21 protein-coding genes are annotated in these 22,183 nt (G+C 74.6%); 14 read left to right on the top strand and 7 right to left on the bottom strand.

The window, feature by feature from the left end; translation table 11 throughout:
* The first annotated feature begins 50 nt into the window (after positions 1-50).
* The 11 genes from AB0A90_RS33420 (at position 51) to cobA (ending at position 12,711) form a co-directional block, all read left to right on the top strand.
* Entirely contained in the window at positions 51-2,267 is a 2,217-nt protein-coding gene (locus AB0A90_RS33420) for a VWA domain-containing protein (RefSeq protein ID WP_357255793.1), read from the top strand.
* A 76-nt stretch (positions 2,268-2,343) separates the two neighbouring features.
* The gene (gene cobO, locus AB0A90_RS33415) at positions 2,344-2,955 is read left to right on the top strand and encodes a cob(I)yrinic acid a,c-diamide adenosyltransferase (protein WP_357255759.1); all 612 of its coding nucleotides are present in this window, start codon (positions 2,344-2,346) and stop codon (positions 2,953-2,955) included.
* Positions 2,949-4,304, top strand: coding sequence for a cobyrinate a,c-diamide synthase (locus AB0A90_RS33410; protein ID WP_357255757.1), 1,356 nt, complete (start codon positions 2,949-2,951; stop codon positions 4,302-4,304). The genes cobO and AB0A90_RS33410 overlap by 7 nt, the downstream gene beginning before the upstream one ends.
* A complete protein-coding gene (gene cobI, locus AB0A90_RS33405) occupies positions 4,301-5,113 on the top strand; it encodes a precorrin-2 C(20)-methyltransferase (RefSeq protein WP_357255755.1) in 813 nt (270 codons plus the stop codon). The genes AB0A90_RS33410 and cobI overlap by 4 nt, the downstream gene beginning before the upstream one ends.
* Positions 5,110-5,943, top strand: a complete 834-nt coding sequence (gene cobM, locus AB0A90_RS33400; protein ID WP_357255753.1) for a precorrin-4 C(11)-methyltransferase — start codon at positions 5,110-5,112, stop codon at positions 5,941-5,943. The genes cobI and cobM overlap by 4 nt, the downstream gene beginning before the upstream one ends.
* Positions 5,940-7,091: a cobalt-precorrin-5B (C(1))-methyltransferase gene (locus tag AB0A90_RS33395; protein ID WP_357255751.1), complete on the top strand. Its 1,152-nt coding sequence runs from the start codon at positions 5,940-5,942 to the stop codon at positions 7,089-7,091. The genes cobM and AB0A90_RS33395 overlap by 4 nt, the downstream gene beginning before the upstream one ends.
* Before the next feature lie 5 nt (positions 7,092-7,096).
* Positions 7,097-8,404 (top strand): precorrin-6y C5,15-methyltransferase (decarboxylating) subunit CbiE, encoded by a 1,308-nt coding sequence (gene cbiE, locus AB0A90_RS33390; RefSeq protein ID WP_357255791.1) that lies wholly within the window; start codon positions 7,097-7,099, stop codon positions 8,402-8,404.
* Complete coding sequence (cobJ, locus tag AB0A90_RS33385; RefSeq protein WP_357255749.1) at positions 8,401-10,146, top strand: precorrin-3B C(17)-methyltransferase; 1,746 nt, start codon at positions 8,401-8,403, stop codon at positions 10,144-10,146. The genes cbiE and cobJ overlap by 4 nt, the downstream gene beginning before the upstream one ends.
* Positions 10,143-10,412 carry a 4Fe-4S binding protein gene (locus AB0A90_RS33380; protein WP_357255748.1) on the top strand — a complete coding sequence of 90 codons (270 nt, stop codon included), beginning with the start codon at positions 10,143-10,145 and terminating at the stop codon, positions 10,410-10,412. Before cobJ ends, AB0A90_RS33380 begins: the two co-directional genes overlap by 4 nt.
* Positions 10,409-11,005 carry a precorrin-8X methylmutase gene (locus tag AB0A90_RS33375; protein ID WP_357255746.1) on the top strand — a complete coding sequence of 199 codons (597 nt, stop codon included), beginning with the start codon at positions 10,409-10,411 and terminating at the stop codon, positions 11,003-11,005. Before AB0A90_RS33380 ends, AB0A90_RS33375 begins: the two co-directional genes overlap by 4 nt.
* On the top strand, positions 11,002-12,711 hold the full coding sequence (cobA, locus tag AB0A90_RS33370; protein WP_357255744.1) for a uroporphyrinogen-III C-methyltransferase: 1,710 nt from the start codon (positions 11,002-11,004) through the stop codon (positions 12,709-12,711). The genes AB0A90_RS33375 and cobA overlap by 4 nt, the downstream gene beginning before the upstream one ends.
* Positions 12,712-12,714: 3 nt before the next feature.
* On the opposite strand, the gene AB0A90_RS33365 is transcribed toward cobA, so the two are convergent.
* The 7 genes from AB0A90_RS33365 to AB0A90_RS33335 all read right to left on the bottom strand — a co-directional run bounded on the left by AB0A90_RS33365 (position 12,715) and on the right by AB0A90_RS33335 (position 19,161).
* Entirely contained in the window at positions 12,715-14,868 is a 2,154-nt protein-coding gene (locus AB0A90_RS33365; RefSeq protein ID WP_357255742.1) for an FtsX-like permease family protein, read from the bottom strand.
* Positions 14,865-15,545 (bottom strand): ABC transporter ATP-binding protein, encoded by a 681-nt coding sequence (locus AB0A90_RS33360; RefSeq protein WP_357255740.1) that lies wholly within the window; start codon positions 15,543-15,545, stop codon positions 14,865-14,867. Before AB0A90_RS33360 ends, AB0A90_RS33365 begins: the two co-directional genes overlap by 4 nt.
* On the bottom strand, positions 15,542-16,066 hold the full coding sequence (locus AB0A90_RS33355; RefSeq protein ID WP_357255738.1) for a PadR family transcriptional regulator: 525 nt from the start codon (positions 16,064-16,066) through the stop codon (positions 15,542-15,544). Before AB0A90_RS33355 ends, AB0A90_RS33360 begins: the two co-directional genes overlap by 4 nt.
* A 78-nt stretch (positions 16,067-16,144) precedes the next feature.
* Entirely contained in the window at positions 16,145-16,507 is a 363-nt protein-coding gene (crcB, locus tag AB0A90_RS33350) for a fluoride efflux transporter CrcB (protein WP_357255736.1), read from the bottom strand.
* Entirely contained in the window at positions 16,504-16,980 is a 477-nt protein-coding gene (locus AB0A90_RS33345; RefSeq protein WP_357255734.1) for a CrcB family protein, read from the bottom strand. Before AB0A90_RS33345 ends, crcB begins: the two co-directional genes overlap by 4 nt.
* A gap of 59 nt (positions 16,981-17,039) precedes the next feature.
* Positions 17,040-17,798, bottom strand: coding sequence for a class I SAM-dependent methyltransferase (locus AB0A90_RS33340; protein WP_357255732.1), 759 nt, complete (start codon positions 17,796-17,798; stop codon positions 17,040-17,042).
* 142 nt (positions 17,799-17,940) lie between these two features.
* Positions 17,941-19,161 carry an MFS transporter gene (locus AB0A90_RS33335; protein WP_357255730.1) on the bottom strand — a complete coding sequence of 407 codons (1,221 nt, stop codon included), beginning with the start codon at positions 19,159-19,161 and terminating at the stop codon, positions 17,941-17,943.
* 135 nt (positions 19,162-19,296) lie between these two features.
* Here AB0A90_RS33335 and AB0A90_RS33330 point away from each other — a divergent pair, with 135 nt between their 5' ends.
* The 3 genes from AB0A90_RS33330 to AB0A90_RS33320 all read left to right on the top strand — a co-directional run bounded on the left by AB0A90_RS33330 (position 19,297) and on the right by AB0A90_RS33320 (position 22,152).
* The gene (locus AB0A90_RS33330; RefSeq protein WP_357255728.1) at positions 19,297-19,746 is read left to right on the top strand and encodes a MarR family transcriptional regulator; all 450 of its coding nucleotides are present in this window, start codon (positions 19,297-19,299) and stop codon (positions 19,744-19,746) included.
* Between the two features lie 78 nt (positions 19,747-19,824).
* Positions 19,825-21,132, top strand: a complete 1,308-nt coding sequence (gene paaK, locus AB0A90_RS33325; RefSeq protein ID WP_357255726.1) for a phenylacetate--CoA ligase PaaK — start codon at positions 19,825-19,827, stop codon at positions 21,130-21,132.
* A 36-nt stretch (positions 21,133-21,168) separates the two neighbouring features.
* Positions 21,169-22,152: an aldo/keto reductase gene (locus tag AB0A90_RS33320; protein WP_357255724.1), complete on the top strand. Its 984-nt coding sequence runs from the start codon at positions 21,169-21,171 to the stop codon at positions 22,150-22,152.
* Positions 22,153-22,183 lie beyond the last annotated feature (31 nt).

Below are 22,183 nucleotides of genomic sequence, written 5' to 3'. Positions count from 1 at the left end.
AAGGCCCAGTGACCGTGACCACGACCTATCCGTTCAGCGCGGTGCTCGGCATGGCCGACATGCGGCTGGCGCTGCTGCTCAACGCGGTGTCTCCGGCGATCGGCGGGGTGCTGGTCCGGGGGGAGAAGGGGACCGCCAAGTCCACCGCCGTGCGCGCGCTGGCCGCGCTGCTGCCCCCGGTCCGCCGGGTGGCGGGCTGCCGCTTCGGCTGTGACCCGGCCGAGCCGGACCCTGCCTGCCCGGACGGGCCGCATCCGGCCGACGCCACCGCCGAGACCCGTCCGGCCCGGCTGGTGGAGTTGCCGGTGGGCGCCGCCGAGGACCGGGTGGTCGGCTCGCTGGATCTGGAGAAGGCCCTCGGCGAGGGCGTCCGCGCCTTCGAGCCGGGTCTGCTCGCCGCCGCCCACCGGGGGGTGCTCTACGTCGACGAGGTCAACCTGCTGCACGACCACCTCGTGGACCTGCTGCTGGACGCGGCGGCGATGGGTCGCAGCCACGTCGAGCGCGAAGGTGTCTCGGTCAGCCACGCGGCCCGGTTCCTGCTGGTCGGCACGATGAACCCGGAGGAGGGGGAGCTGCGTCCGCAGTTGCTCGACCGGTTCGGGCTCACCGTGGAGGTGGGTGCCAGCCGGGACCCGGAGGTGCGGGTCGAGGTGGTCCGCCGCCGGCTCGCCGCCGACGCCGACCCGGCCGGTTTCGCCGCCCGCTGGGCCGACGCCGACGCGGAGATCGCCGCCCAGGTGGCCGCCGCCCGCCGCCGGCTTCCCGGGGTACGCCTGCCGGACGCCGCGCTGCGGCAGATCGCCGAGGTGTGCGCCGCGTTCGACGTGGACGGGATGCGCGCCGACATCGTCACCGCCCGTGCCGCTCTCGCGCACGCCGCCTGGCACGGCCGGGACCGGGTCACCGTCGACGACGTCCGGGTGGCCGCGCGGCTGGCCCTGCCGCACCGTCGCCGTCGCGACCCGTTCGACACCCCGGGGCTGGACGAGAAGCGCCTTGACGAGGCGTTGCAGCGTGCCCAGGACGCCCACCCCGACGAGCCGGACGACGACGGCCCCGACGACCGTGGCCCGGACGACACCGGCCCGCGGGGCGGCGGGCCGGCCGGCGATGGCGGCCCGAACGGCGGCGGCCCGGCGGGCGGCGGCCCGAACGGCGATGGCGGCCCGAACGGCAGCGGTCCGCAGGGCGGTGACGGCGGCGACCAGGGCGGACCCGAGTCGGCGGGGCACTCGGCGGCGTGGGACGGCAGTGGTCCGGACGGGCGCAGCGACGGCCCGGACGGTGCCGACGGCCGGCCCCAGCACCAGACGGTTGACGGGGGCGACGACGGCTGGCCGCAGCGCCCGGCGGACGGCCGGCGCGCCGACGGCCAGGACGCGCGCCCGCGCGCCGGCCGGGGACCGGCGACCGCTGACGACGACCCGACTCGCGGCGGGGAGTCCCCGTCGGTGGCCGTATCCCGGGGTGGGTTGAAGGCGCGGGTGCTCACCGCGCCGGGCGTGGGTGACGGGGTGCCGGGCCGGCGGTCGCGGGCGCGCACCGGACGGGGTCGCACCACCGGCGCGCGGGTGCCGGCGGGCCGGGTCGGCGCGCTGCACCTGCCGGCCACGATCCGCGCCGCCGCGCCGCACCAGGCGGTCCGGGGCCGGCGCAGCGGTCCGCTGCGACTGCGCCCGGACGACGTGCGCGAGGCGGTTCGCGAGGGACGTGAGGGCAACCTGGTGCTGTTCGTGGTGGACGCGAGCGGCTCGATGGGCGCCCGGCAGCGGATGACCGCCGTCAAGGACGCGGTCCTCGCCCTGCTCACCGACGCGTACCAGCGGCGGGACAAGGTCGCGGTGATCGCGTTCCGGGGTGCCGGCGCCCGGACCCTGCTGCCGGCGACCTCGTCGGTGCTGGCCGCCTCGACCCGGCTGGCCGAGTTGCCCACCGGCGGGCGTACGCCGCTGGCCGAGGGGCTGCTCGCCGCCGCGGATCTGCTGCGGCTGGAACGCCTGCGCGACCCGAAGCGTCGCCCGCTGGTGCTCATCGTCACCGACGGCCGAGCCACCGCCGGCACCCGCCCGCTCGACCGCGCGGCGGCAGCGGCGAAGGTGCTGGCCGCGACGGCGGCGCCCTGCGTGGTCGTCGACTGCGAATCGGGTCCCGTCCGCCTGCACCTGGCCACCCGCCTGGCCACCCAGCTGAACGCCCCCCGAACCCCCCTGGAAGCCCTCACCCACCCCCACGCCCGCGATCTTGCACTTCCTGTCGCGGCATAACGGGGCGAAGCACGCAAATGACCGACAGAAATCGCAAGATCGCGGGACACACCGACGCGGGATGGGAGACGGGCTGATGCCGCAGGGACAACCGAGTTCGGTGCCTCTCGACGGGTTGACCACCCGGCAGCGGCGGCACCGACCGCTGCTGATCGTCCACACCGGACAGATGAAGGGGAAGTCGACGGCGGCCTTCGGGTTGGCGTTGCGGGCCTGGACGGCCGGTCTGCCGATCGGCGTGTTCCAGTTCGTCAAGAGCGCCAAGTGGCGGGTGGGGGAGGAGAACGCCTTCCGCGCGCTCGGCGAGGTGCACGAGCGCACCGGCGAGGGCGCGCCGGTGGCCTGGCACAAGATGGGTGAGGGCTGGTCGTGGATCCAGCGCGGCGGCGAGGCCGACCACGCCGCCGACGCCCTGGAGGGTTGGCGGCAGATCCAGCGTGACCTGGCCGCCGAGCGCTACGGGCTGTACGTGCTGGACGAGTTCACCTACCCGATGAAGTGGGGCTGGGTGGACGTCGACGAGGTGGTCGCCACCCTGGCCGACCGGCCCGGCTTCCAGCACGTCGTGATCACCGGACGGGACGCCGACCCGCGCCTGGTCGCCGCCGCCGACCTGGTGGCCGAGCTGACCAAGGTCAAGCACCCGATGGACGCCGGCCAGAAGGGCCAGAAGGGCATCGAGTGGTGAGCGCACCCTGGGCGCTGCCCCGGCTGGTGGTCGCCGCGCCGGCCAGCGGCCACGGCAAGACGACCGTCGCCACCGGGCTGCTCGCCGCGCTGCGCCGTCGCGGCCTGACGGTCAGCCCGCACAAGGTCGGCCCCGACTACATCGACCCCGGCTACCACGCGCTCGCCGCCGGGCGGCCCGGGCGCAACCTCGACCCTTTCCTGGTCGGGGCCGAGCGGATCGCCGCTCTGCTGCGCCACGGCGCGAGCGTCCCGACACCTGCCGACATCGCCGTCGTCGAGGGCGTCATGGGCCTGCACGACGGTGCCGTGGGCCGCCGCGACTACGCCTCCACCGCGCACGTCGCCCGGCTGATCGACGCGCCCGTGCTGCTGGTGCTGGACACCACCGCGCAGGGCCGCTCGGCCGCCGCGCTGACGCTGGGCATGGCCGCCTTCGACCCGGCCGTACGGATCGGCGGGGTGATCCTCAACCGGGTCGGCTCACCCCGACACGAGACGCTGCTGCGCGACGCCCTCGCCGAGGTCGGCGTACCGGTGCTCGGGGCCGTCACCCGCGCCGTCGAGGTGGCCGCGCCGGCCCGGCACCTCGGGCTGGTCCCGGTCGCCGAGCGGGCACCCGAGTCCCTGGCGATCGTCACCGCGCTGGCCGAGCTGGTCGAGGCCACCGTGGACCTCGACGCCGTGCTGGACCTGGCCCGCACCGCCCCGCCGCTGACCGCCCCGGCGTGGGACCCGGTCACCGCCGTCGGCGGGCCGGCCGGCGTCGAGCGGCCACGGGTCGCGCTCGCCGGTGGCCCGGCCTTCACCTTCTCGTACGCGGAGACCGCCGAGCTGCTCACCGCAGCCGGCGCGGACGTGGTCACCGTCGACCCGCTGCGCGACCCGACGCTGCCCGCCGGCACCCGCGCGGTGGTCATCGGCGGCGGCTTCCCCGAGGCGTACGCGGAGGCGCTGGCCGGCAACACCACGCTCCGCGCCGAACTGGCCGACTTCGACGGGCCGATCGTGGCCGAGTGCGCCGGACTGCTCTACCTCGGGCGGTCCCTGGACGGCGTACCGATGTGCGGACGGCTGGACCTGACCGCCCGGATGACCGGCCGGCTCACCCTCGGCTACCGCGAGGCCGTGGCCGTCACCGACTCCCCGGTGGCCCGCGCCGGCGAGGGCGTACGCGGCCACGAGTTCCACCGCACCACCACCGACCCGGGGCACGGCGACCGGCCGGCGTGGCGCTGGGACGACGCGCCGCACGGCTTCGTGAGCCGTCGGGTGCACGCCTCCTACCTGCACACCCACTGGGCCGGTCACCCGGACGCGGCCCGTCGACTGGTCGAGGCGTGCCGATGAGCGCCGACGCGCAGCGCGCCCACGCGAGCCGGACCGGCGAGGCCACGCTGACCGGGGTGGGGGTCGGCCCGGGTGACCCGGAACTGCTCACCGTCAAGGCGGTGCGGGTGCTGCGCGAGGCCGACCTGGTCTTCGTACCCGTGATGGCCGACCGGAGCGCGACCGCCGCGACCGCCGCCGCGACGCTGGCGGGTGCGGACGCCGGGCGCGCCGAGGCGACCGTGCGCTCCCACGTCGCGGCGGACCGGCTGCGCCGGCTGCCGTTCGCCCTGGACGACCGGGGTGGGGTGACCGCCCGCCGGGCGGCGGCCTGGGACGACGCGGCCCGGGTGGTGGTCGAGGCGATCGACGCGGGCGCGCGGTCCCTGGCGTTCGCCACCATCGGCGATCCCAACGTCTACTCCACCTTCGGGTACCTGGCGCAGAGCGTCCGCGCGCTGCGCCCGGCGGTGCGGGTGGCGACCGTCCCCGGTGTCACCGCGATGCAGGAGTTGGCCGCGCGCAGCGGCACCCCGCTCTGCGAGGGACGCGAACCGCTCACCCTGCTGCCGGCCACCGCCGGCCTGGCGCTGTTCGCCGACGCCCTCGCCGGGCCGGGCACCGTGGTCGCCTACAAGGGCTGGCGGCGGCACCCGGAGTTGCTCGCCGAGCTGCGCCGACAGGGCCGGCTCTCCGACGCGGTGCTCGGGCGCAGTCTGGGGCTGCCCGGTGAACACATCGGCCCGGTCGACGAGACCACGAACGACCTGCCGTACCTGTCGACGCTGCTGGTCCCGGCCCGCCGCGAGCACCGAGGAGGAAAACTGTGACAAGCGACGGCAAGGTGTGGTTCGTCGGAGCCGGTCCGGGTGCGGCGGACCTGCTGACCCTGCGGGCCGCCCGGGTGATCGCCGAGGCGGACATCGTGATCTGGGCGGCCAGCCTGGTGCACGCCGACGTGCTCGACCACGCCCGCCCCGGCGCGGAGATCATCGACTCGTCGCAGCTGCCCATCGAGGGCGTGCTGCCGCTCTACCAGCGGGCCGCCGAGCAGGGGCTGACCGTGGCCCGGATCCACTCCGGGGACCCGGCGCTGTGGGGCGCGGTGCAGGAGCAACTGGACGTGTGCCGGGCACTCGACCTGGCCGTGGAGATCGTGCCCGGGGTGTCCTCGTTCACCGCCGTCGCGGCGATCGTCGGGCGGGAGCTGACCGTGCCCGAGGTGGCCCAGTCGGTCATCCTCACCCGCCTCGAAGGTGGCAAGACCCCGATGCCTCCCGGTGAGCGGGTCCGCGACTTCGCCCGGCACGGCACCACGATGGCGCTGTTCCTCTCCGCCGCCCGTTCCGGGCAGGTGCAGGCCGAGCTGCTGGCCGGCGGCTACCCGGAGGACACCCCGGCCGTGGTGGCGTACCAGGCGACCTGGCCCGACGAGCTGGTGGTGCGCTGCACGGTCGGCACCCTGGAGGCGACGGTCAAGCAGCACAAGCTGTGGAAGCACACCCTCTTCCTGGTCGGGCCGGCACTCGCCGCCGAGGGCACCCGCTCGCACCTGTACCACCCCGGGCACTTCCACACCTTCCGCCGGGCCGAGCCGGCCGCCCGCGCCGAGCTGCGCCGCCAGGCCAGCGCCCGCACCGGGGGGACAGCCACACCATGACGTACGCCGAGCCGCCGCTGCGTGAGCCGGACCTGCCGCGTACCGCGAAGGTCCGGCCCACCGCGCTGCGTACCGGCTGGACCACCGGGGCGTGCGCGACGGCGGCGGCCAAGGCGGCGGTCACCGCGCTGGTCACCGGTGAGATCCAGCCGGACGTGGAGATCGGCCTGCCCGCCGGGCAACGGGTGCGCTTCGGAGTGGAACGCTGTGAGCTGACCGGCACGCCGCCGGTTCGCGCCGAGGCGGTGGTGGTCAAGGACGCCGGCGACGACCCGGACGTCACCCACGGCGCCGAGCTGACCGCCACCGTGGACTGGACCGATGTTCCCGGTCTGCGGCTCGCCGGCGGCGCCGGCGTCGGCACGGTCACCAAACCCGGCCTCGGGCTCGCCGTCGGCGGCCCGGCGATCAACGACACCCCCCGCCGGATGATCGGCGAGGCGGTGGCCGAGGTGGTCGACCTCAGCGAGGTCGGCGTACGGGTGGTGATCAGCGTGCCCCGCGGCGAGATCATGGCGCGCAAGACCACCAACCGACGGCTCGGCATCCTCGGCGGCATCTCGATCCTCGGCACCACCGGGATCGTGCGCCCGTTCTCCACCGCGTCCTGGCGGGCCAGCGTCGTGCAGGCCGTGCACGTGATGGCCGCCCAGGGCGAGCGGACCGTGGTGCTCTGCACCGGCGGGCGTACCGAGCGGGCCGCCCGCGCGCTCCTGCCGGACCTGCCCGAGGTGTGCTTCGTCGAGGTCGGTGACTTCACCGGGGCCGCCGTCACGGCCGCCGTGGGTGACGAGATGACCGGCGTGGTCTTCGTCGGCATGGCCGGCAAGCTGGCCAAACTCGCGGCGGGCATCCTGATGACCCACTACACCCGATCGAAGGTGGACCTGTCCCTGCTCGGCGCGGTGACCGCCGAGGCCGGTGGTGACCCGACGCTCGTCGCCGCCGTGACCGAGGCGAACACCGGGCGGCACGCGTACGAGCTGTGGGAGGCCGCCGGGCTGCTCGCCCCGGCCGGCGACCTGCTCTGCCAGCGGGTCCGCCAGGTGCTGCGGCGCTTCGCCGGGCCGACGGTCACCGTGGACGTGGCGATGGTCGACTTCGCCGGCGCGCACGTGGTCGCCTCCTCCGGCCGGTGGTCCCGATGACGCGGATGGTTGCGGGGGCCTCGGCGACGCCAGGGGCGTCGGCGGCCCCGGCGAACGCCGTGACCGTGGTCGGCCTGGACGCCGCCGGCGCACCGCCACACCCCGCCCTCGGACCGGTGCTGGGCGCCGCCGGGCTGGTCGTCGGGGCTGCCCGGCACCTGGCCGTCGTGCCCGTACCGGCCGGCGCGGACACCGTCACCCTCGGGCCACTCGCCCCCGCCCTGCACCGGTTGGCCGAGGCCGTCGCCGCCGGGGTGCCGGCCGTGGTGCTGGCCAGCGGGGATCCCGGCCTGTTCGGCATCGTCCGGCGGCTGCGCGCGGCCGGGCTGCCGCTGCGGGTGGTGCCGGCGGTGTCCAGTGTGGCCGCCGCGTTCGCCCGCGCCGGCCTGCCCTGGGACGGCGCCGCCGTGGTCACCGCACACGGCCGCGACCCGCGCCCGGCCCTGAACGCCTGCCGGGCGCTGCCGCTGGTCGCGGTGCTGACCGCGCCCGGCGCCGGTGCCACCGAGCTGGGCGAGGGCCTGATCGGCTGGTCCCGCCGCCTGCTTGTCGCCGAGCACCTGGGCACCGACGCCGAACGGATCCGCGTGGTGAGCCCCGAACAGGCCGCCGCCGAGACCTGGGCCGACCCGCACGTCCTGCTCAGCCTCACCGACACCGACACCGACACCGACGCCGACGCCGTTTCCGGTGCCGACGCCGGCGGCGTTTCCAGACCGCGCGGCGGGATGCGCGCCGACAACCAGCCGGCCGCCGCCCCGGCCGGGGGCTGGGCGTTGCCGGAGAGCCGGTACGCCCACCGCGACTCCATGATCACCAAGTCGGAGGTGCGCGCCCTCGTCGTCGCCCGGCTCCGCCCCCGACTGGGCCGGCTGATCTGGGACATCGGCGCGGGCAGCGGCTCGGTCGGCATCGAGTGCGCGCTGCTCGGCGCGGCCGTGCTCGCCGTCGAACAGGACGCCGGGGCCGGCGCGACCATCCGGGCCAACGCGAGGGCGCACGCCGTGGACGTGCGGATCGTCACCGGTCGAGCCCCGCAGGCGCTGGTCGGCCTGCCCGAGCCGGACGCGGTCTTCGTCGGCGGCGGCGGGGTCGACGTCCTCGCCGCCGTGGTGGCGCGCCGACCCGAGCGGGTGGTGCTCACCCTGGCCGCCCTGGACCGGGTCGCGCCGGCCGTGGGTCTGCTGCGCGCCGCCGGTTACACGGTCGAGGGCGCTCAGCTCTCCGCCGCCCGCCTCGCCGACCTGCCCGGTGGGTCGATCCGCCTCGCGGCCACCAACCCGGTGGTCGTCCTCACCGGGGAGCGCCCGTGAACCACCAGAACCCGCCCGCGCACATCGGGCTGGTGGCGGCCACCGCCGCCGGCCGCCGACACGCGCACACCGTCGCCGCCGCCTGGCCACACGCGCGGCTGGTGGAGGGGGAGAGCGTCACCGACGCGCTGCGGACCGCCTGGGTGGAGTGCGACGCGGTGGTCGCGTTCCTGGCGACCGGCGCGGTGGTGCGGATCCTCGCGCCGCTGCTCACCGACAAGCGCAGCGACCCGGCCGTGGTGGTCGTCGACGAGGCGGCTCGGCACGCCGTGGCACTGCTGGGCGGGCACGCCGGCGGCGGCAACGACCTCGCCGAGCAGGTCGGCGCCCTGCTGGACGCCCGCCCGGTGATCACCACCGCCACCGACACGGTCGGTCTGCCGGGGCTGGACACCCTGGGCTGGCCCGTGCAGGGCGCGGTCGCCGCGGTGTCCCGGGCCATCCTGGACGGCGAGCCGGTCCACCTGTTCGCCGACGCCCACTGGCCGCTGCCCGCCCTGCCGCCGAACGTCCAGGCCCAAGCCGCCGCCGACAACGAGGCTGGCGGCGCGGCGGGGGCCGGTTACCGGCTGCTGGTCACCGACCGGGTGGTGCCGCTGGACGGGCGGACCGCCGTGCTGCGACCACCGTCGCTTGTCGCCGGCGTCGGGGCGAGTCGGGGCGTACCGGCCGCCGAGGTGGCGGAGTTGCTGCACCGGGTGCTGGCCGAGGCCGGCCTCGACCCGGCGAGCCTGCGCTGCCTGGCCACCGCCGACATCAAGGCCGACGAGGCGGGCATCCGCAGCACCGTCGACGCGCTCGGCGTACCCCTGGTGACCTGGCCGGCGACGCGGCTGGCCACCGTCGACGTACCGCATCCCAGCGAGGTGGTCCGCGCCGCGGTCGGCACGCCGAGCGTGGCGGAGGCCGCGGCCCTGCTCGGCGCGGACGGCCGGCCGGACGACGCCACGCTGCTGGTGGGCAAGACCGCGACGGCGATGGCCACCGTGGCGGTGGCCCGGCACGCGCCACGCGGCCGGCTCGCCGTCGTCGGGCTCGGACCCGGCGCCGCCGACCTGCGCACCCCTCGCGCGGTGGCCGAGCTGCGTCGCGCGGCCGTGGTGGTCGGCCTGGACCAGTACCTCGACCAGGTCCGCGACGTGCTCCGCCCGGGCACCCGGGTGCTGTCCAGCGGGCTGGGCGCGGAGGAGGCGCGCGCCCGCGCCGCCGTCGCCGAGGCCGTCGCCGGTCGGGCGGTCGCGCTGATCGGCTCCGGCGACGCCGGGGTGTACGCGATGGCCAGCCCCGCCCTGGAGTACGCCGACGAGCGCATCGACGTGGTGGGCGTGCCCGGGGTGACCGCGGCGCTGGCCGCCGGCGCGCTGCTCGGCGCGCCCCTCGGCCACGACCACGCCTACGTGAGCCTGTCCGACCTGCACACCCCGTGGGAGGTCATCGAGCGGCGGGTGGCCGCGGCGGCCGAGGGTGACTTCGTCACGCTGTTCTACAACCCGCGCAGCCGCGCCCGGGACTGGCAGCTCGGCAAGGCGCTCGGCATCCTCGCCGGCCACCGGCCACCGGACACCCCGGTCGGGGTGGTCCGCAACGCCAGCCGCCCCGGCGAACGGGTCCACCTCGCGACCCTGGCCACCCTCGACCCGGCCGTCGTCGACATGTACAGCGTGGTGGTGGTCGGCAACAGCGACACGAGGCTGGTCGCCGGCCGGATGGTGACGCCTCGGGGGTACCGGTGGCGCTCGTGACGATCGACGCCTGCCAGGGCTGCGGCGCGTGCCTGCTCACCTGCCCCACGCACGCGATCCGGCCGGTCGCCGGCGGCCTGACGGTCCGCGCCGACCGGTGTACGGGTTGCCTGGAGTGCCTGGAGATCTGCCCCGTCGACGCGATCCGCGTCGTCGCTGACCCTGACGCGACCCGCGTCGTCGCTGACCCTGACGCGACCCGCGTCGTCGCTGACCCTGACGCGACCCGCGTCGTCGAGCCCGACCCTGCTGGAGGAGCCCGATGAACCGAGTGGTGCATCCGATCGAGGTCGAGTCGTACCGCATCCTGCGCGAACGCGTCGACCTGTCGCACCTGCCGCCGCTGAGCCGCGCGGTGACCGAGCGGGTGGTGCACGCCAGCGCCGACCTCGCGTACGTCGACGAGCTGGTCTGCGACGAGGCCGCGCTGGAGTCGGGGCTGGCCGCGTTGCGCGCCGGGGCGCCCGTCGTCACCGACGTGGCGATGGTCGCCGCCGGCATCACCCGTGCCGGCCAGGAGTTGGTCTGCCCGGTCGCCGAGCCGGCCGCCGCCGAGCTGGGCCGCGCGGCCGGCATCACCCGTTCGGCGGCGGCCGTGCGGATCGCCCTCGACCGGGTCGGTCCGGGCGCGGTGTGGGTGGTCGGCTGCGCGCCCACCGCGCTCGTCGAACTGCTCACCCTGGACGCCGCTCCGGCGCTCGTCGTCGGCCTGCCGGTCGGCTTCGTCGGTGCCGCCGAGTCAAAGGCGGCGCTGCGGGCCAGCGGCCTGCCCGCCGTGTCCAACGTGGGGGAGAAGGGTGGCTCGGCGGTCGCCGCCGCCGCCCTCAACGCCCTGCTCTACGTCGAGGAGAAGTCATGACCGGGTTGGTCATCGTCGGGCACGGCACGCGCAGCGCGGCCGGGGTCGACCAGTTCGCCGCTCTCGTCGAGCGGGTCCGCCGGCGCGGTGACGTCGGCGACGTCGAGGGCGGTTTCATCGAGCTGTCCCGCCCGCCGCTGACCGACGCGGTCGGTGCGCTCGTCGCGCGCGGGCACCGGGCGCTTGTGGCGCTGCCCCTGGTGCTCACCGCCGCCGGGCACGGCAAGGGCGACATCCCCGCCGCGATGGCGCGGGAACAGGAACGGCACCCGGGGCTGACCTACCGCTACGGGCGCCCGCTCGGCCCGCACCCGCTGCTGCACGAAGCCCTCGAAGAACGCATCGACGCGGCGCTGGCAGGCACCGACCGGGCCGACGCGGCGCTGGCCGGTGCGGTTCCGCCGGACACGGCCGACCGGGCCGGCACGTGGGTGGCGTTGATCGGGCGGGGCTCCACCGACCCGGACGCCAACGCCGAGGTGGCCAAGGTGGCCCGGCTGCTCTGGGAGGGGCGCGGCTACGCCGGTGTCGAGCCGGGGTTCGTCTCCCTGGCGCAACCATCGGTGCCGGCGGTGCTGGAGCGGCTGCGCCGCCTCGGCGCGCGGCGGATCGTCGTGGCACCGTACTTCCTGTTCGCCGGGGTGCTGCCCGACCGGATCGTCGCCCAGTCGGCGGAGTTCGCCGCCGCCCACCCCGACCTGGACGTGCGGGTCGCCGAGGTGATCGGCGACTGCGACGCCCTCGCCGACCTGGTGCGGGAGCGCTACGCCGAGGCGCTGGGCGGCGACATCCGGATGAACTGCGACACCTGCGCGTACCGGGTGCTGATGCCCGGCTTCGCCGACAAGGTGGGCCGCCCGCAACGCCCGCACGACCACCCCGACGACCCGGTCGGTCACCACCATCACCACGGGCACGACCACGGCCAGCACCACGACCACGACCAGGGCCACGACCACGGTCACGGTCCCGGGTCGGTCGCGGTGGTCGGCGGAGGGCCGGGACCCGACGACCTGATCACGGTACGCGGAAAGGCCCTGCTCGACGCCGCCGACGTGGTGGTGGTCGACCGGCTCGCCCCGCAGGGGCTGCTCGCCGGACTGCGCCCGGACGTGGTGGTGGTCGACGCCGCGAAGGTGCCCCGTGGCCCGTCGATGGCCCAGGAGGCGATCAACGAGGCCCTGGTGACGCACGCGCGCGCCGGCCGCCGGGTGGTCCGGCTCAAGGGCGGCGACCCGTACGTCTTCGGACGCGGCCACGAGGAGGTGCAGGCCTGTACGGCGGCCGGCGTGCCGGTGACTGTGGTCCCCGGGGTGAGCAGCGCCCTCGCCGCCCCGGCCCTCGCCGGCGTGCCGGTCACCCACCGGGGAGTCGCGCATGACGTCACGGTGGTCTCCGGGCACCTGCCCCCCGGGCACCCGGACTCGCTCGTCGACTGGGCGGCGCTGGCCCGGGCGCGGGGGACCGTCGTGCTGTTGATGGCCGTCGACACCATCGCCAAGATCGCCGCAGTGCTGATCGAGCACGGCCGCGCCCCGGAGACTCCGGTGCTCGCCGTGCAGGACGCCGGGCATCCCGGCCAGCGGTCCGTGCCGGCCCGGCTGGACGAGATCGGCGCGCTCGCCGCCCGGGAGGACATCGGTCCGCCGGCCGTCTTCGTCCTCGGCCCGGTGGTCGCGCTCACGACCACCGGGCCGACGGACTGACGGCTACTCGCTGCGGGCGGTCTCCGGGCCGGTGATGCGTTCCAGCAGCGGCAGGGTGGAGGCGATGACACCGAGGCAGGTGGCCAACCCGATCACCACGATCACGTAGAAGCGTGGCTCCGGCGCGACGAGCGTGTAGTGCATCTGTGCCCGCAGGAACAGGTGCGCGGCGAGCAGGCCCATCCCGATGGCGACGGCGGCGACGGCGAGCATCGGTACGGCGCTCTCCAGCGCCACCACCCGGCGCAGGACGCGCACCGGAGCGCCGCTGAGGCGCAGCAGGCTGAACGGGCGTCGGCGTTCGGTGAGACCGCCGATGACGCTGACCGCGAGGCTGCACCCGCCGAGCGCGAGGCTGGCGACGATGACGACGTTTGCCAACTGTTCCCAGCCACGCAGCGTGTTGGCGAAGTCCGACTCGAAGTCGCCGGGCACGTTCGGCGCCACCCGGAAGGCCGGGAAGGCGGCCTCGAGGACGGTGCGTGAACGTTCGACGGCGGCTGCCGATCCGTCCGTGTCGACGAGGATCGACATCACCGGCAGTCGTTGGAGATCGCCGAGCGGGACCGATGCGGCGGGCCAGACCCGGCTGGACGACGCCGACTGCCGGAAGGGGATGAGACCCGTCGCCACCTCGGCGACGGTGGCGCCCTCGGCGCACCGGCCGTACGCGCTCGGGATCTCGGCGCACGCGATCAGGCCGGGCTCGCTCGCGCTCATCCAGTCCGGGTTCTCGCGTACCGCGAACGCGGACCGCACGTCGGTGATCGAGCGCAGGTCGGTGAAGAGCGAGTCAGGCGTCGCCGGTGCATCCTCAGGAAGGTAGAGCGACACCTGTCCCGCCTCGGTCGAGCCGACCGGTGCCGGGCCGCGGTTGGCGATGATCGTGGTGATCACGCCGACGGCCACGCTCGTCACGAAGAGCGCGAGCATGATGCCGCTGATCGCCCGGAAGCCGGCCTTCGGGTTGTCGGCGAGGCGTCGCGCGGCGATGAGGGTGGCCGGACGGTTGGCGTACCGAGCCATGACCTGGGCGCCGACCATCGTCAGCCAGGGGCCGGCGAAGACCAGGCCGGCCATGATGAGCAGCAGGCCCGGCAGGAACACCGCGGTTTGGCCGTCGGACGTTTCCGGTTTGAAGCCGATGGCGAAGAACAGCACGGCGACACCGAGCAGGGCCGGGATCAGCCGGTACGCGCGCGGCGCGCGGGGGGTGACCCGCCGGGTGACGCCCAGCGGCGAGATCCGTACGCGGCGCAGCGAGACCTGGGCCGCCACCGCCGCGCCGGCCGGGACGCCGAGCGCCACCAGTAGGGCGTCCAGCATCCCCAGCGACAGGTCGCTGGGGAAGAACGGCATGCCGGTGAACGGGATGCCCGCGAGCGGACCGCGGAACGCGTAGAACAGGCCGAAGCCGACGGCGGTTCCGGCGACGGCCGCGGCGGTCGCCTCCACCGCGGCGACGATCGCGATCTGCCGGGGTGTCGCGCCGACCAGCCGCATCGCGGCGAAGCGCTGCTCCCGGCGGGCGGCGCTGAGCCGGGTGGCGGTGCCGATGAAGATCAGCACCGGGAACAGCAGCCCGCCGGCGATCACGCCCAGGATGAGGTTCACCGTGGTCTCGGGGAGGGCGGGGGTGTCGCCAACGCTGGTGACCTGCTTCGCGGCGGGCAGCTTGGCGACCTGGTCGGGCGTGCCGCCGGCGATGACGAGCAGGGTGTCCGGCGAGGTCAGCGCGGCGGGTCCGACGGTGCCCAGGTCCCGCCCGAGGTAGCGGTCGCCCAGTTGGTCGGCCGGGTGGGCGGCCAGCAGGTCGCGCAACGCGGGCGAGGCGTAGTACTCGCCGGGACCAGGGGTGGTCGGGACACCGACCGGGGTGGGCGCGGTCGCGCCGGTAGCGGCGACGTCGATCCGGATGATCTGCTTGCCGTGGAAGTAGTCGAACCGGGTCGACCACCACAGCGGGTCGGCGTCGCCGGCCGAGGCCTGGGGATACATCGAGGCGTACCGGGTGAGCTGGGCGTTGACGGCGTTGACTCCGGCCAGGGTGGTCAGCAGCAGCCCACTGCCGATCGCGACGGCGGCGGCGATGACGAGCAGGCGGGTCAGCGCCTCCCGGCCGCCGGCCACGACGAGGCGGAGCCCGAAGCCGATCATGAGGCGATCCGGTCCGGCGCGTTCACGCGCCCGTCGCGGACCATGACCTCACGGTCGGCGTACGCGGCGATCCGGGCCTCGTGGGTCACCAGGATGACAGTCGTGCCCTGCTCGCGGGCAGCGCTGACCAGCAGGTCCATCACCTGCTCGCCGGTCAGCGAGTCGAGCGCGCCGGTCGGCTCGTCGGCGAAGAGCACCTGCGGCTCGGCGACCAGGCCGCGGGCCAGGGCGACCCGTTGCGCCTGCCCGCCGGACAGCTCACCCGAGCGCCGCTGCTCCAGGCCGTCCAGGCCCAGGCGCGCGAACCAGGCACTCGCCTTCGGCAGCGCCTGCTTGCGGTGTACGCCGCTGAGCAGGAGCGGCAGGGCGACGTTCTCCAGGGCGGTCAGCTCGGGGACGAGCTGACCGAACTGGAACACGAAACCGAAGCGGTCCCGGCGCAGGCTGCTGCGCTGGGTCTCGGTCATGGTGTCGATCCGGGTCCCGTCGAAGAGGATCTCGCCGGAGTCGGGCACGAGGATGCCGGCCAGGCAGTGCAACAGGGTGGACTTGCCCGAGCCGCTGGGACCCATGATGGCGAGGATCTCGCCCGCGCCGACGGCCACGCCTGCGCCCCGCAGGGCGGGCGTCTGGCCGAACGAGAACTGCACGTCCCGTGCTTCGATCACGACGCTCACGGCCGCACCTCCTTGCGCAGGGCGTCCAGCCGGGCGCTTGTCATCTCGATCCATCGGAGGTCCGCCTCCAGGTGGTAGAGGCCGTGGTCGGCCAGCAGCGCGTCGACCAGGCTGCCGGCGCGCTTGATCTCGGTGAGCTCGCGCATCCGGTGCAGGTGCGCGCTGCGCTGGGTGTCGAGGTATTCGTCGGCGGGACGTTCGAGCATCAGCGCGAGCACGACCTTGGCGAAGAGCACCGTCTGCAGGTGCGGCTCCGGGTCGACCGGCTGGGTCAGCCACTGCTGGACCTCGGTCGCGCCCAGGTCGGTGATGACGTATCGCTTGCGGTCGGGGCCGGAGCCGGGCGCGACGTCGCTGATCACCACCTTGCCGTCGCGGGCCAGTCGGCTGAGGGTGGAGTAGACCTGGCCGAACGGCAGTGGCTTGCCCCGGCCGAAGAAGGCGTCGTAGTCGCGCTTCAGGTCGTAGCCGTGGCTGGGCTCCCGTTCGAGGAGGCCGAGAAGGGTCAGTGGCACGCTCATGGGAGGAGACTACACCGGGGGTATACCTCGCGTATATACCTCCGGTGTGTTCCCCGCTCAGGGCGCGATTCGCGCAGGTCAGCCGGTCAGGGCGCGGGCCAGGGCGTAGCCGGCGGTGGCCGCGACGAGCCCGGCGACGACGCTGCCCACGACATTGGCAAGCGCGAGGAGACGGTGACCGCCCCGGGTCAGCCGCAGCGTCTCGTAGCTGAAGGTGGAGTAGGTGGTCAGCGCCCCGCAGAATCCGGTGCCGAGCAGCGCGGTGACCGCCGGGCCGCTCGGCCACCCGACGAGCACGCCGAGTAGCAGCGAGCCGACCACGTTGACGGTGAGCGTGCCCCAGGGAAACGCCGAGTCGTGCCGGGACTGCACGGCCCGGTCGGTGAGGTAGCGCAACGGCGCTCCGACGGCCGCCCCCAGGGCGATGAGCAGCACGGTCACCGGGTTGCCCTCCGGCCCAGGAGGGCGGTGGTGGCGGCGTCGCCCAGCCCGACCGCGACGAGCGCCCCGAGCAGCGTCGCCGCCAGGTACGCCAGCGCGGTGCCCGGCGCGCCCGCGACCAGCGCCTGCTGGATGTCGACCGCGTAGGCGGAGAACGTGGTGAACCCGCCGAGCACCCCCACCCCGAGGAACGGGCGGGCCAGGGGGTGCCCACCGCCGAGGTGCCCGAGCGTCGCCATCAGCACCCCGATCAGCAGGCAACCGGACAGGTTGATGCCGAACGTCGCCCAGGGGAAACCGGTCGGCGGGTGCGGGGCGGCGTGTTGCAGGCCGGCCCGGGCCAGCGCACCGAGCACCCCGCCGGCCGCGATGGTGGCGAGAACCGTCGCGGGGCGCGCGGTCAGCTCGCGGCGGTCGGCGGGGAGGCGCAGGTCGACGTCGGGGTCGGTACGCGGCTCGAATGGCTCTGGCACGAGTCCTCAGCGTAGTGCCGGCGACGGCGGCATCTGGCGTGCTGCCGGCGATGGCGGCGTCAGCGCACCGCTGCGACGGCGGCGTCCGGACCGCCGCGCCACACCGTGCCGACCTCGCTGAACCCGGCGGTGGTGAGTGCGGCCAGGTGCCAGGAGGCCGGCGGGTTCCACTCCGGGCTGTGCCCGGTCGGGTAGATGTCCTGCCGTTGGGTGACCAGCGGGGCCAGCGCCGGGTCGGCCCCGGCCCGCTCCCACCAGTCCGACCAGGACAGCACCGCGCCGGCGGCGTACCGGGCGTTGCGCCGGTCCCGGGCCCGGTCCATCAGCCGCTTGGTCAGCTCCGGCAGGGTGTCGTCGGGCATGTGGTCGGCGTTGACGAAGACTCCGCCCGGCCGCAGCACGTCGCGCAGTTCGGCGTAGAGCTGCCCGAGCCGGTCGGCCGGCAGCCAGTGCAGGGCGGTGGCGGTGAGAACGGCGTCGTAGTCGCGGTGGGGGAGCGCGGCGCGCCACTCGGGGGCGCCGAGGTCGGCCGGGACGATGGTGGCCCGGTCGGCAAGTGTGGCCCCGGCGATGGCCAGCAGTGCCGGGTCGAGGTCCAGCAGGGTCACCTCGGCGTCGGGGAAGCGCGCCAGTGTCCGCAGCGAGATCGTGCCGGTGCCGCCGGCCAGGTCGAGCACGCGCGGCGGCCGCGCGTCGAGCACCGCGTCGACGGTGTCCAGCATGGTGGCGAACCGGTGTTCCCGGTCCGGCATGAACGCCTCCTGCTGGCGATCCCAGCTCTCCTGCCAGGACCAGGGCTCCAAGATGTAAGGACTCATGGCAAGCAGGCTAGTTACGTATCGATCGCGGTGTCCAGACCTTGTTGCACATAACTTGCAATTGCGAGAAGATGGCAGGGCGATGATCAGAGTGACGCGGGGCCGGGCGGATGCCCGGCCCCGCGTCCGCTCGTCTACCCGGTCAGGCCGCCGTGTCCACCAGGGCCGCGTCGGCGTTCGCCGGCTCCTGGCGGCGGGCCAGCCGCAGCGCTGCCAGCAGGACGCCCAGGCCGACCAGGGTGAGCGCCGCGCCGGCCCAGATCGGCGAGGTGTAGCCGAGCCCGGCGGCGATCGTCACCCCGCCGATCCACGCGCCCAGCGCGTTGCCGAGGTTGAACGCCGCGATGTTCGCCCCGGACGCGAGGGTCGGCGCCTGGTGGGCGTAGTGCATGATCCGCATCTGCAACGGCGGCACGGTGGCGAAGCCGAACCCACCCATCAGCACCAACGCGACGATTGTCAGCACCGGGTTCGTGGCGGTCAGCGCGAAGCCGACGAGCACCACGGTGAGCACCGCCAGGACGGTGACCAGGGTGCGCGACAGTGACCTGTCCGCGGCCCGGCCGCCGAGCAGGTTGCCGACGAAGAGCCCCACGCCGAAGAGGACGAGCAGCCACGGCACGGTGCTGCTGGCGAAGCCGCTGACCTCGGTGAGCGTGTAGGCGATGTAGGTGAACGCGCCGAACATGCCGCCAAAGCCCAGGACCGTGATCACCAGCGACAACCAGACCTGCGAGTGGGTGAAGGCCCGCAACTCGCCGCGCAGCCCACCGGCCGGACGGTCGGCGTTCGCGGTGTCGCCGGCCGGGATGAGCAGGGCCAGCCCGATCAGTGCCACCACGCCGATCGCGGTGATCGCCCAGAACGTCGACCGCCAGCCGAAGTGCTGCCCGAGGAAGGTGCCGAAGGGCACGCCGAGCACGTTCGCGATGGTCAGACCGGCGAACATCATGGCGATGGCGCCCGCCCGGCGGGCCGGCGCGACCAGGCCGGCGGCCACCACGGCGCCGATGCCGAAGAACGCGCCGTGGCAGAGCGCGGCGACGATCCGGCCGGCCATCATCACGGCGTAGTCGCCGGCGACGGCGGAGAGCAGGTTGCCGATGATGAACAGCACCATCAGGCCGAGCAGCACCGGCTTGCGCGGCAGTCGGGTGACCGCCGCGGTGAGGGCCACCCCGCCGACGGCCACGCTGAGCGCGTAGCCGGAGATCAGCCAGCCGGCGACCGGTTCGGTGACGGCGAAGTCGGCGGCCACCTCGGGCAGCAGCCCCATGATCACGAATTCGGTGAGCCCGATGCCGAAGGCGCCGATGGCCAGCGCGATCAGGCCGGGTGGCAGGGACTTGTGGCGTACGGACATGGTCTTCCCATCGGGAGGGGGCGGATATTCGGCGCGTGCAACTACACGCGTCGACAACGAAATACTTGCACGCGCTGGATATCAGCGCAAGCGTGGTAGCCTGGGCCGTCGAGAGCACACCCGAGGAGGGCCGGCATGGGCATCGCCGACGACGCGGTCGAGATCCGCGCGCAGGGCTGGCGCACCCTCGCCGCCCTGCACGGGTTGATCGAGACATCCCTGGAACGGGAGTTGCAGGCCGGCCACGACCTGTCCGTCGTCGAGTACACGGTGCTCGACGCGCTCTCCCGCCAGGACGGCTGGCACATGCGGATGAGCCAGCTCGCCCGCGCCGCCGCGCTCTCCGGCAGCGCCACCACCCGGCTGGTCACCCGCCTCGAACAGCGGGGGCTGCTCACCCGCATCCTCTGCGCCGACGACCGGCGCGGGATCTACACCGAGCTGACGCCGGCCGGCTCCGAGCTGCTCGCCCAGACCCGCCCCACCCACGACCGGGTGCTCAGCGACGCGCTCGCCCAGGCGGAGGCCACCCCCGAGCTGGCCCCGCTGGTCGACGCCCTGCACCGGCTGCCGGCCACCCGCTGACCGCCCCGCCGGACCCGGCGACGGCGGGCGTACGGTACCCGCAGCCCCACCGGGACCGCCGCGCCAAGGAGGCAGCCGATGCAGGACCGCACCCCTCGTCCGGAGGAGCTGGAGCCGATCGAGCGCGCCGGCATCGACGAGCTGCGCGCCCTGCAACGCGACCGACTGCGCTGGTCGTTGCGGCACGCGTACGACAACGTGCCGCACTACCGTCGGGCGTTCGACGCGGCCGGGGTGCACCCCGACGACTGCCGGGACCTCGACGACCTGGCCCGCTTCCCGTTCACCGGCAAGGCGGAGCTGCGGGAGAACTACCCGTTCGGGATGTTCGCCGTACCCCGGGAGCGGGTGGCCCGGCTGCACGCGTCCTCCGGCACCACCGGCCGGCCGACGGTGGTCGGCTACACCCGCGACGACCTGCGCACCTGGGCGCGACTGATGGCCCGGTCGATCCGCGCCTCCGGCGGCCGTCCCGGCGACCGGGTGCACATCGCGTACGGCTACGGGCTCTTCACCGGCGGCCTGGGCGCGCACTACGGGGCCGAGGAGCTGGGCTGCACGGTCATCCCGGTCTCCGGGGGCATGACCGAGCGTCAGGTGATGCTGATCCGCGACTTCGAACCCGAGGTCATCATGGTCACGCCCAGCTACCTGCTCGCCATCGTCGACGAGATGCAGCGCCAGGGCATCGACCCGCGGGCCACCTCCCTGCGGGTGGGCATCTTCGGCGCCGAGCCGTGGACCGAGGACATGCGCCGCGAGATCGAGCAGCGGCTGGACATCCACGCCGTCGACATCTACGGGCTCTCCGAGGTGATGGGCCCCGGCGTGGCCACCGAGTGCGTCGAGACCAAGGACGGGCTGCACCTCTGGGAGGACCACTTCTACCCGGAGATCATCGACCCGGTGACCGGGGTGGTGCTGCCCGACGGTGAGCGCGGTGAGCTGGTGTTGACCTCGCTGACCAAGGAGGCGATGCCGGTCGTGCGCTACCGCACCCGCGACCTGACCCGACTGCTGCCCGGCACCGCCCGCCCGATGCGCCGGATCGAGAAGATCACCGGCCGCACGGACGACATGATGATCGTGCGCGGGGTGAACATCTTCCCCACCCAGATCGAGGAGCTGATCCTGCGGACCCCGCAGCTGTCGCCGCACTTCCAGTGCGTCCTCGATCGGCAGGGCCGGCTGGACACCCTCACGGTGCGGGTGGAGCGGCGGGCCGGCGTCGCCGTGGACGCCGCCGAGCGGGCCGGCGCGACGCTTGTGGAGCTGGTGAAGAACACCATCGGCGTGAGCGTGGCGGTCGACGTCCTCGCCCCGGACGGGGTGGAGCGGTCGATGGGCAAGATGCGCCGCATCGTCGACCAGCGAGCGGCCGGCTGACCCACCCCGCCGCCCTATTGTTGGCCGGTGCACACCATGACGTACGGACACCTCGGCCGCTCCGGTCTGCTGGTCAGCCGGATCGGCCTCGGGACCATGAACTTCGGGTACACGGTGGACGAGGCGACGAGCTTCGCGATCATGGACGCCGCTGTCGACGCCGGCATCAACGTCTTCGACACCGCCGACGTCTACGGCGGGCCGCAGTCACCGGAGATGAAGAAGGGCTACGGCGTCGCGGAGGAGACCGTCGGCCGGTGGCTGCGGCGCGGTGGACACCGCGACGACATCGTCCTGGCCACGAAGGTGTACCAGCCGATGGGCCTCGGCCCGAACGACCGTCGGTTGTCCGCCTATCACGTCCGCCGCGCCTGCGAGGCCAGCCTGCGGCGGCTGCGGACGGACCATATCGACCTGTACCAGATGCACCACGTCGACCGGGCCACGCCGTGGGAGGAGATCTGGCAGGCGATGGAGCAGCTCGTCCGCGAAGGCAAGATCACCTATGTGGGCAGCAGCAACTTCGCCGGCTGGGACGTGGCACTCGCCCAGGCCGCCGCGTCGGCACGCCACTTCCTTGGACTGACCAGCGAGCAGAGTCTCTACAACCTCGCCGTACGCGCCGTGGAACAGGAGCTCATCCCCGCGCTGCGACACCTCGGCGTCGGGCTGATCTCGTACAGCCCCCTGCATGCCGGCCTGCTCGCCGGCGCGCTCGACGCCGCGGACCAGGGCCGCAGCGCGGACCCCTCGGCGCGGCAGCGTGTCGAGGCGCACCGCGACCAGCTCACCGCCTACGAGGGGCTGTGCCGCGAACTGGGCGCACCACCGGCGGCCGTCGCCATCGCCTGGCTGCTGCGCAACCCGGTCGTCTCCACCACCATCGTCGGCGCAGTGACGATCGACGAGCTGCGAGCGGACCTCGACGCGTTGTCCGTACGGTTGGACGACGACGTCCTGGCACGACTCGACCAGATCTGGCCGGGGCCGGGAGAGGCCCCGCAGGCGTACGCCTGGTGAGTCCGGCCGAGCACGCACCTGGTCGGCAGAC

Source organism: Micromonospora sp. NPDC049204 (assembly GCF_040647935.1).
GTDB lineage: Bacteria > Actinomycetota > Actinomycetes > Mycobacteriales > Micromonosporaceae > Micromonospora.
Note: the sequence above shows the minus strand (reverse complement) of the source record. Positions and strands in the feature narration are given on the sequence as shown.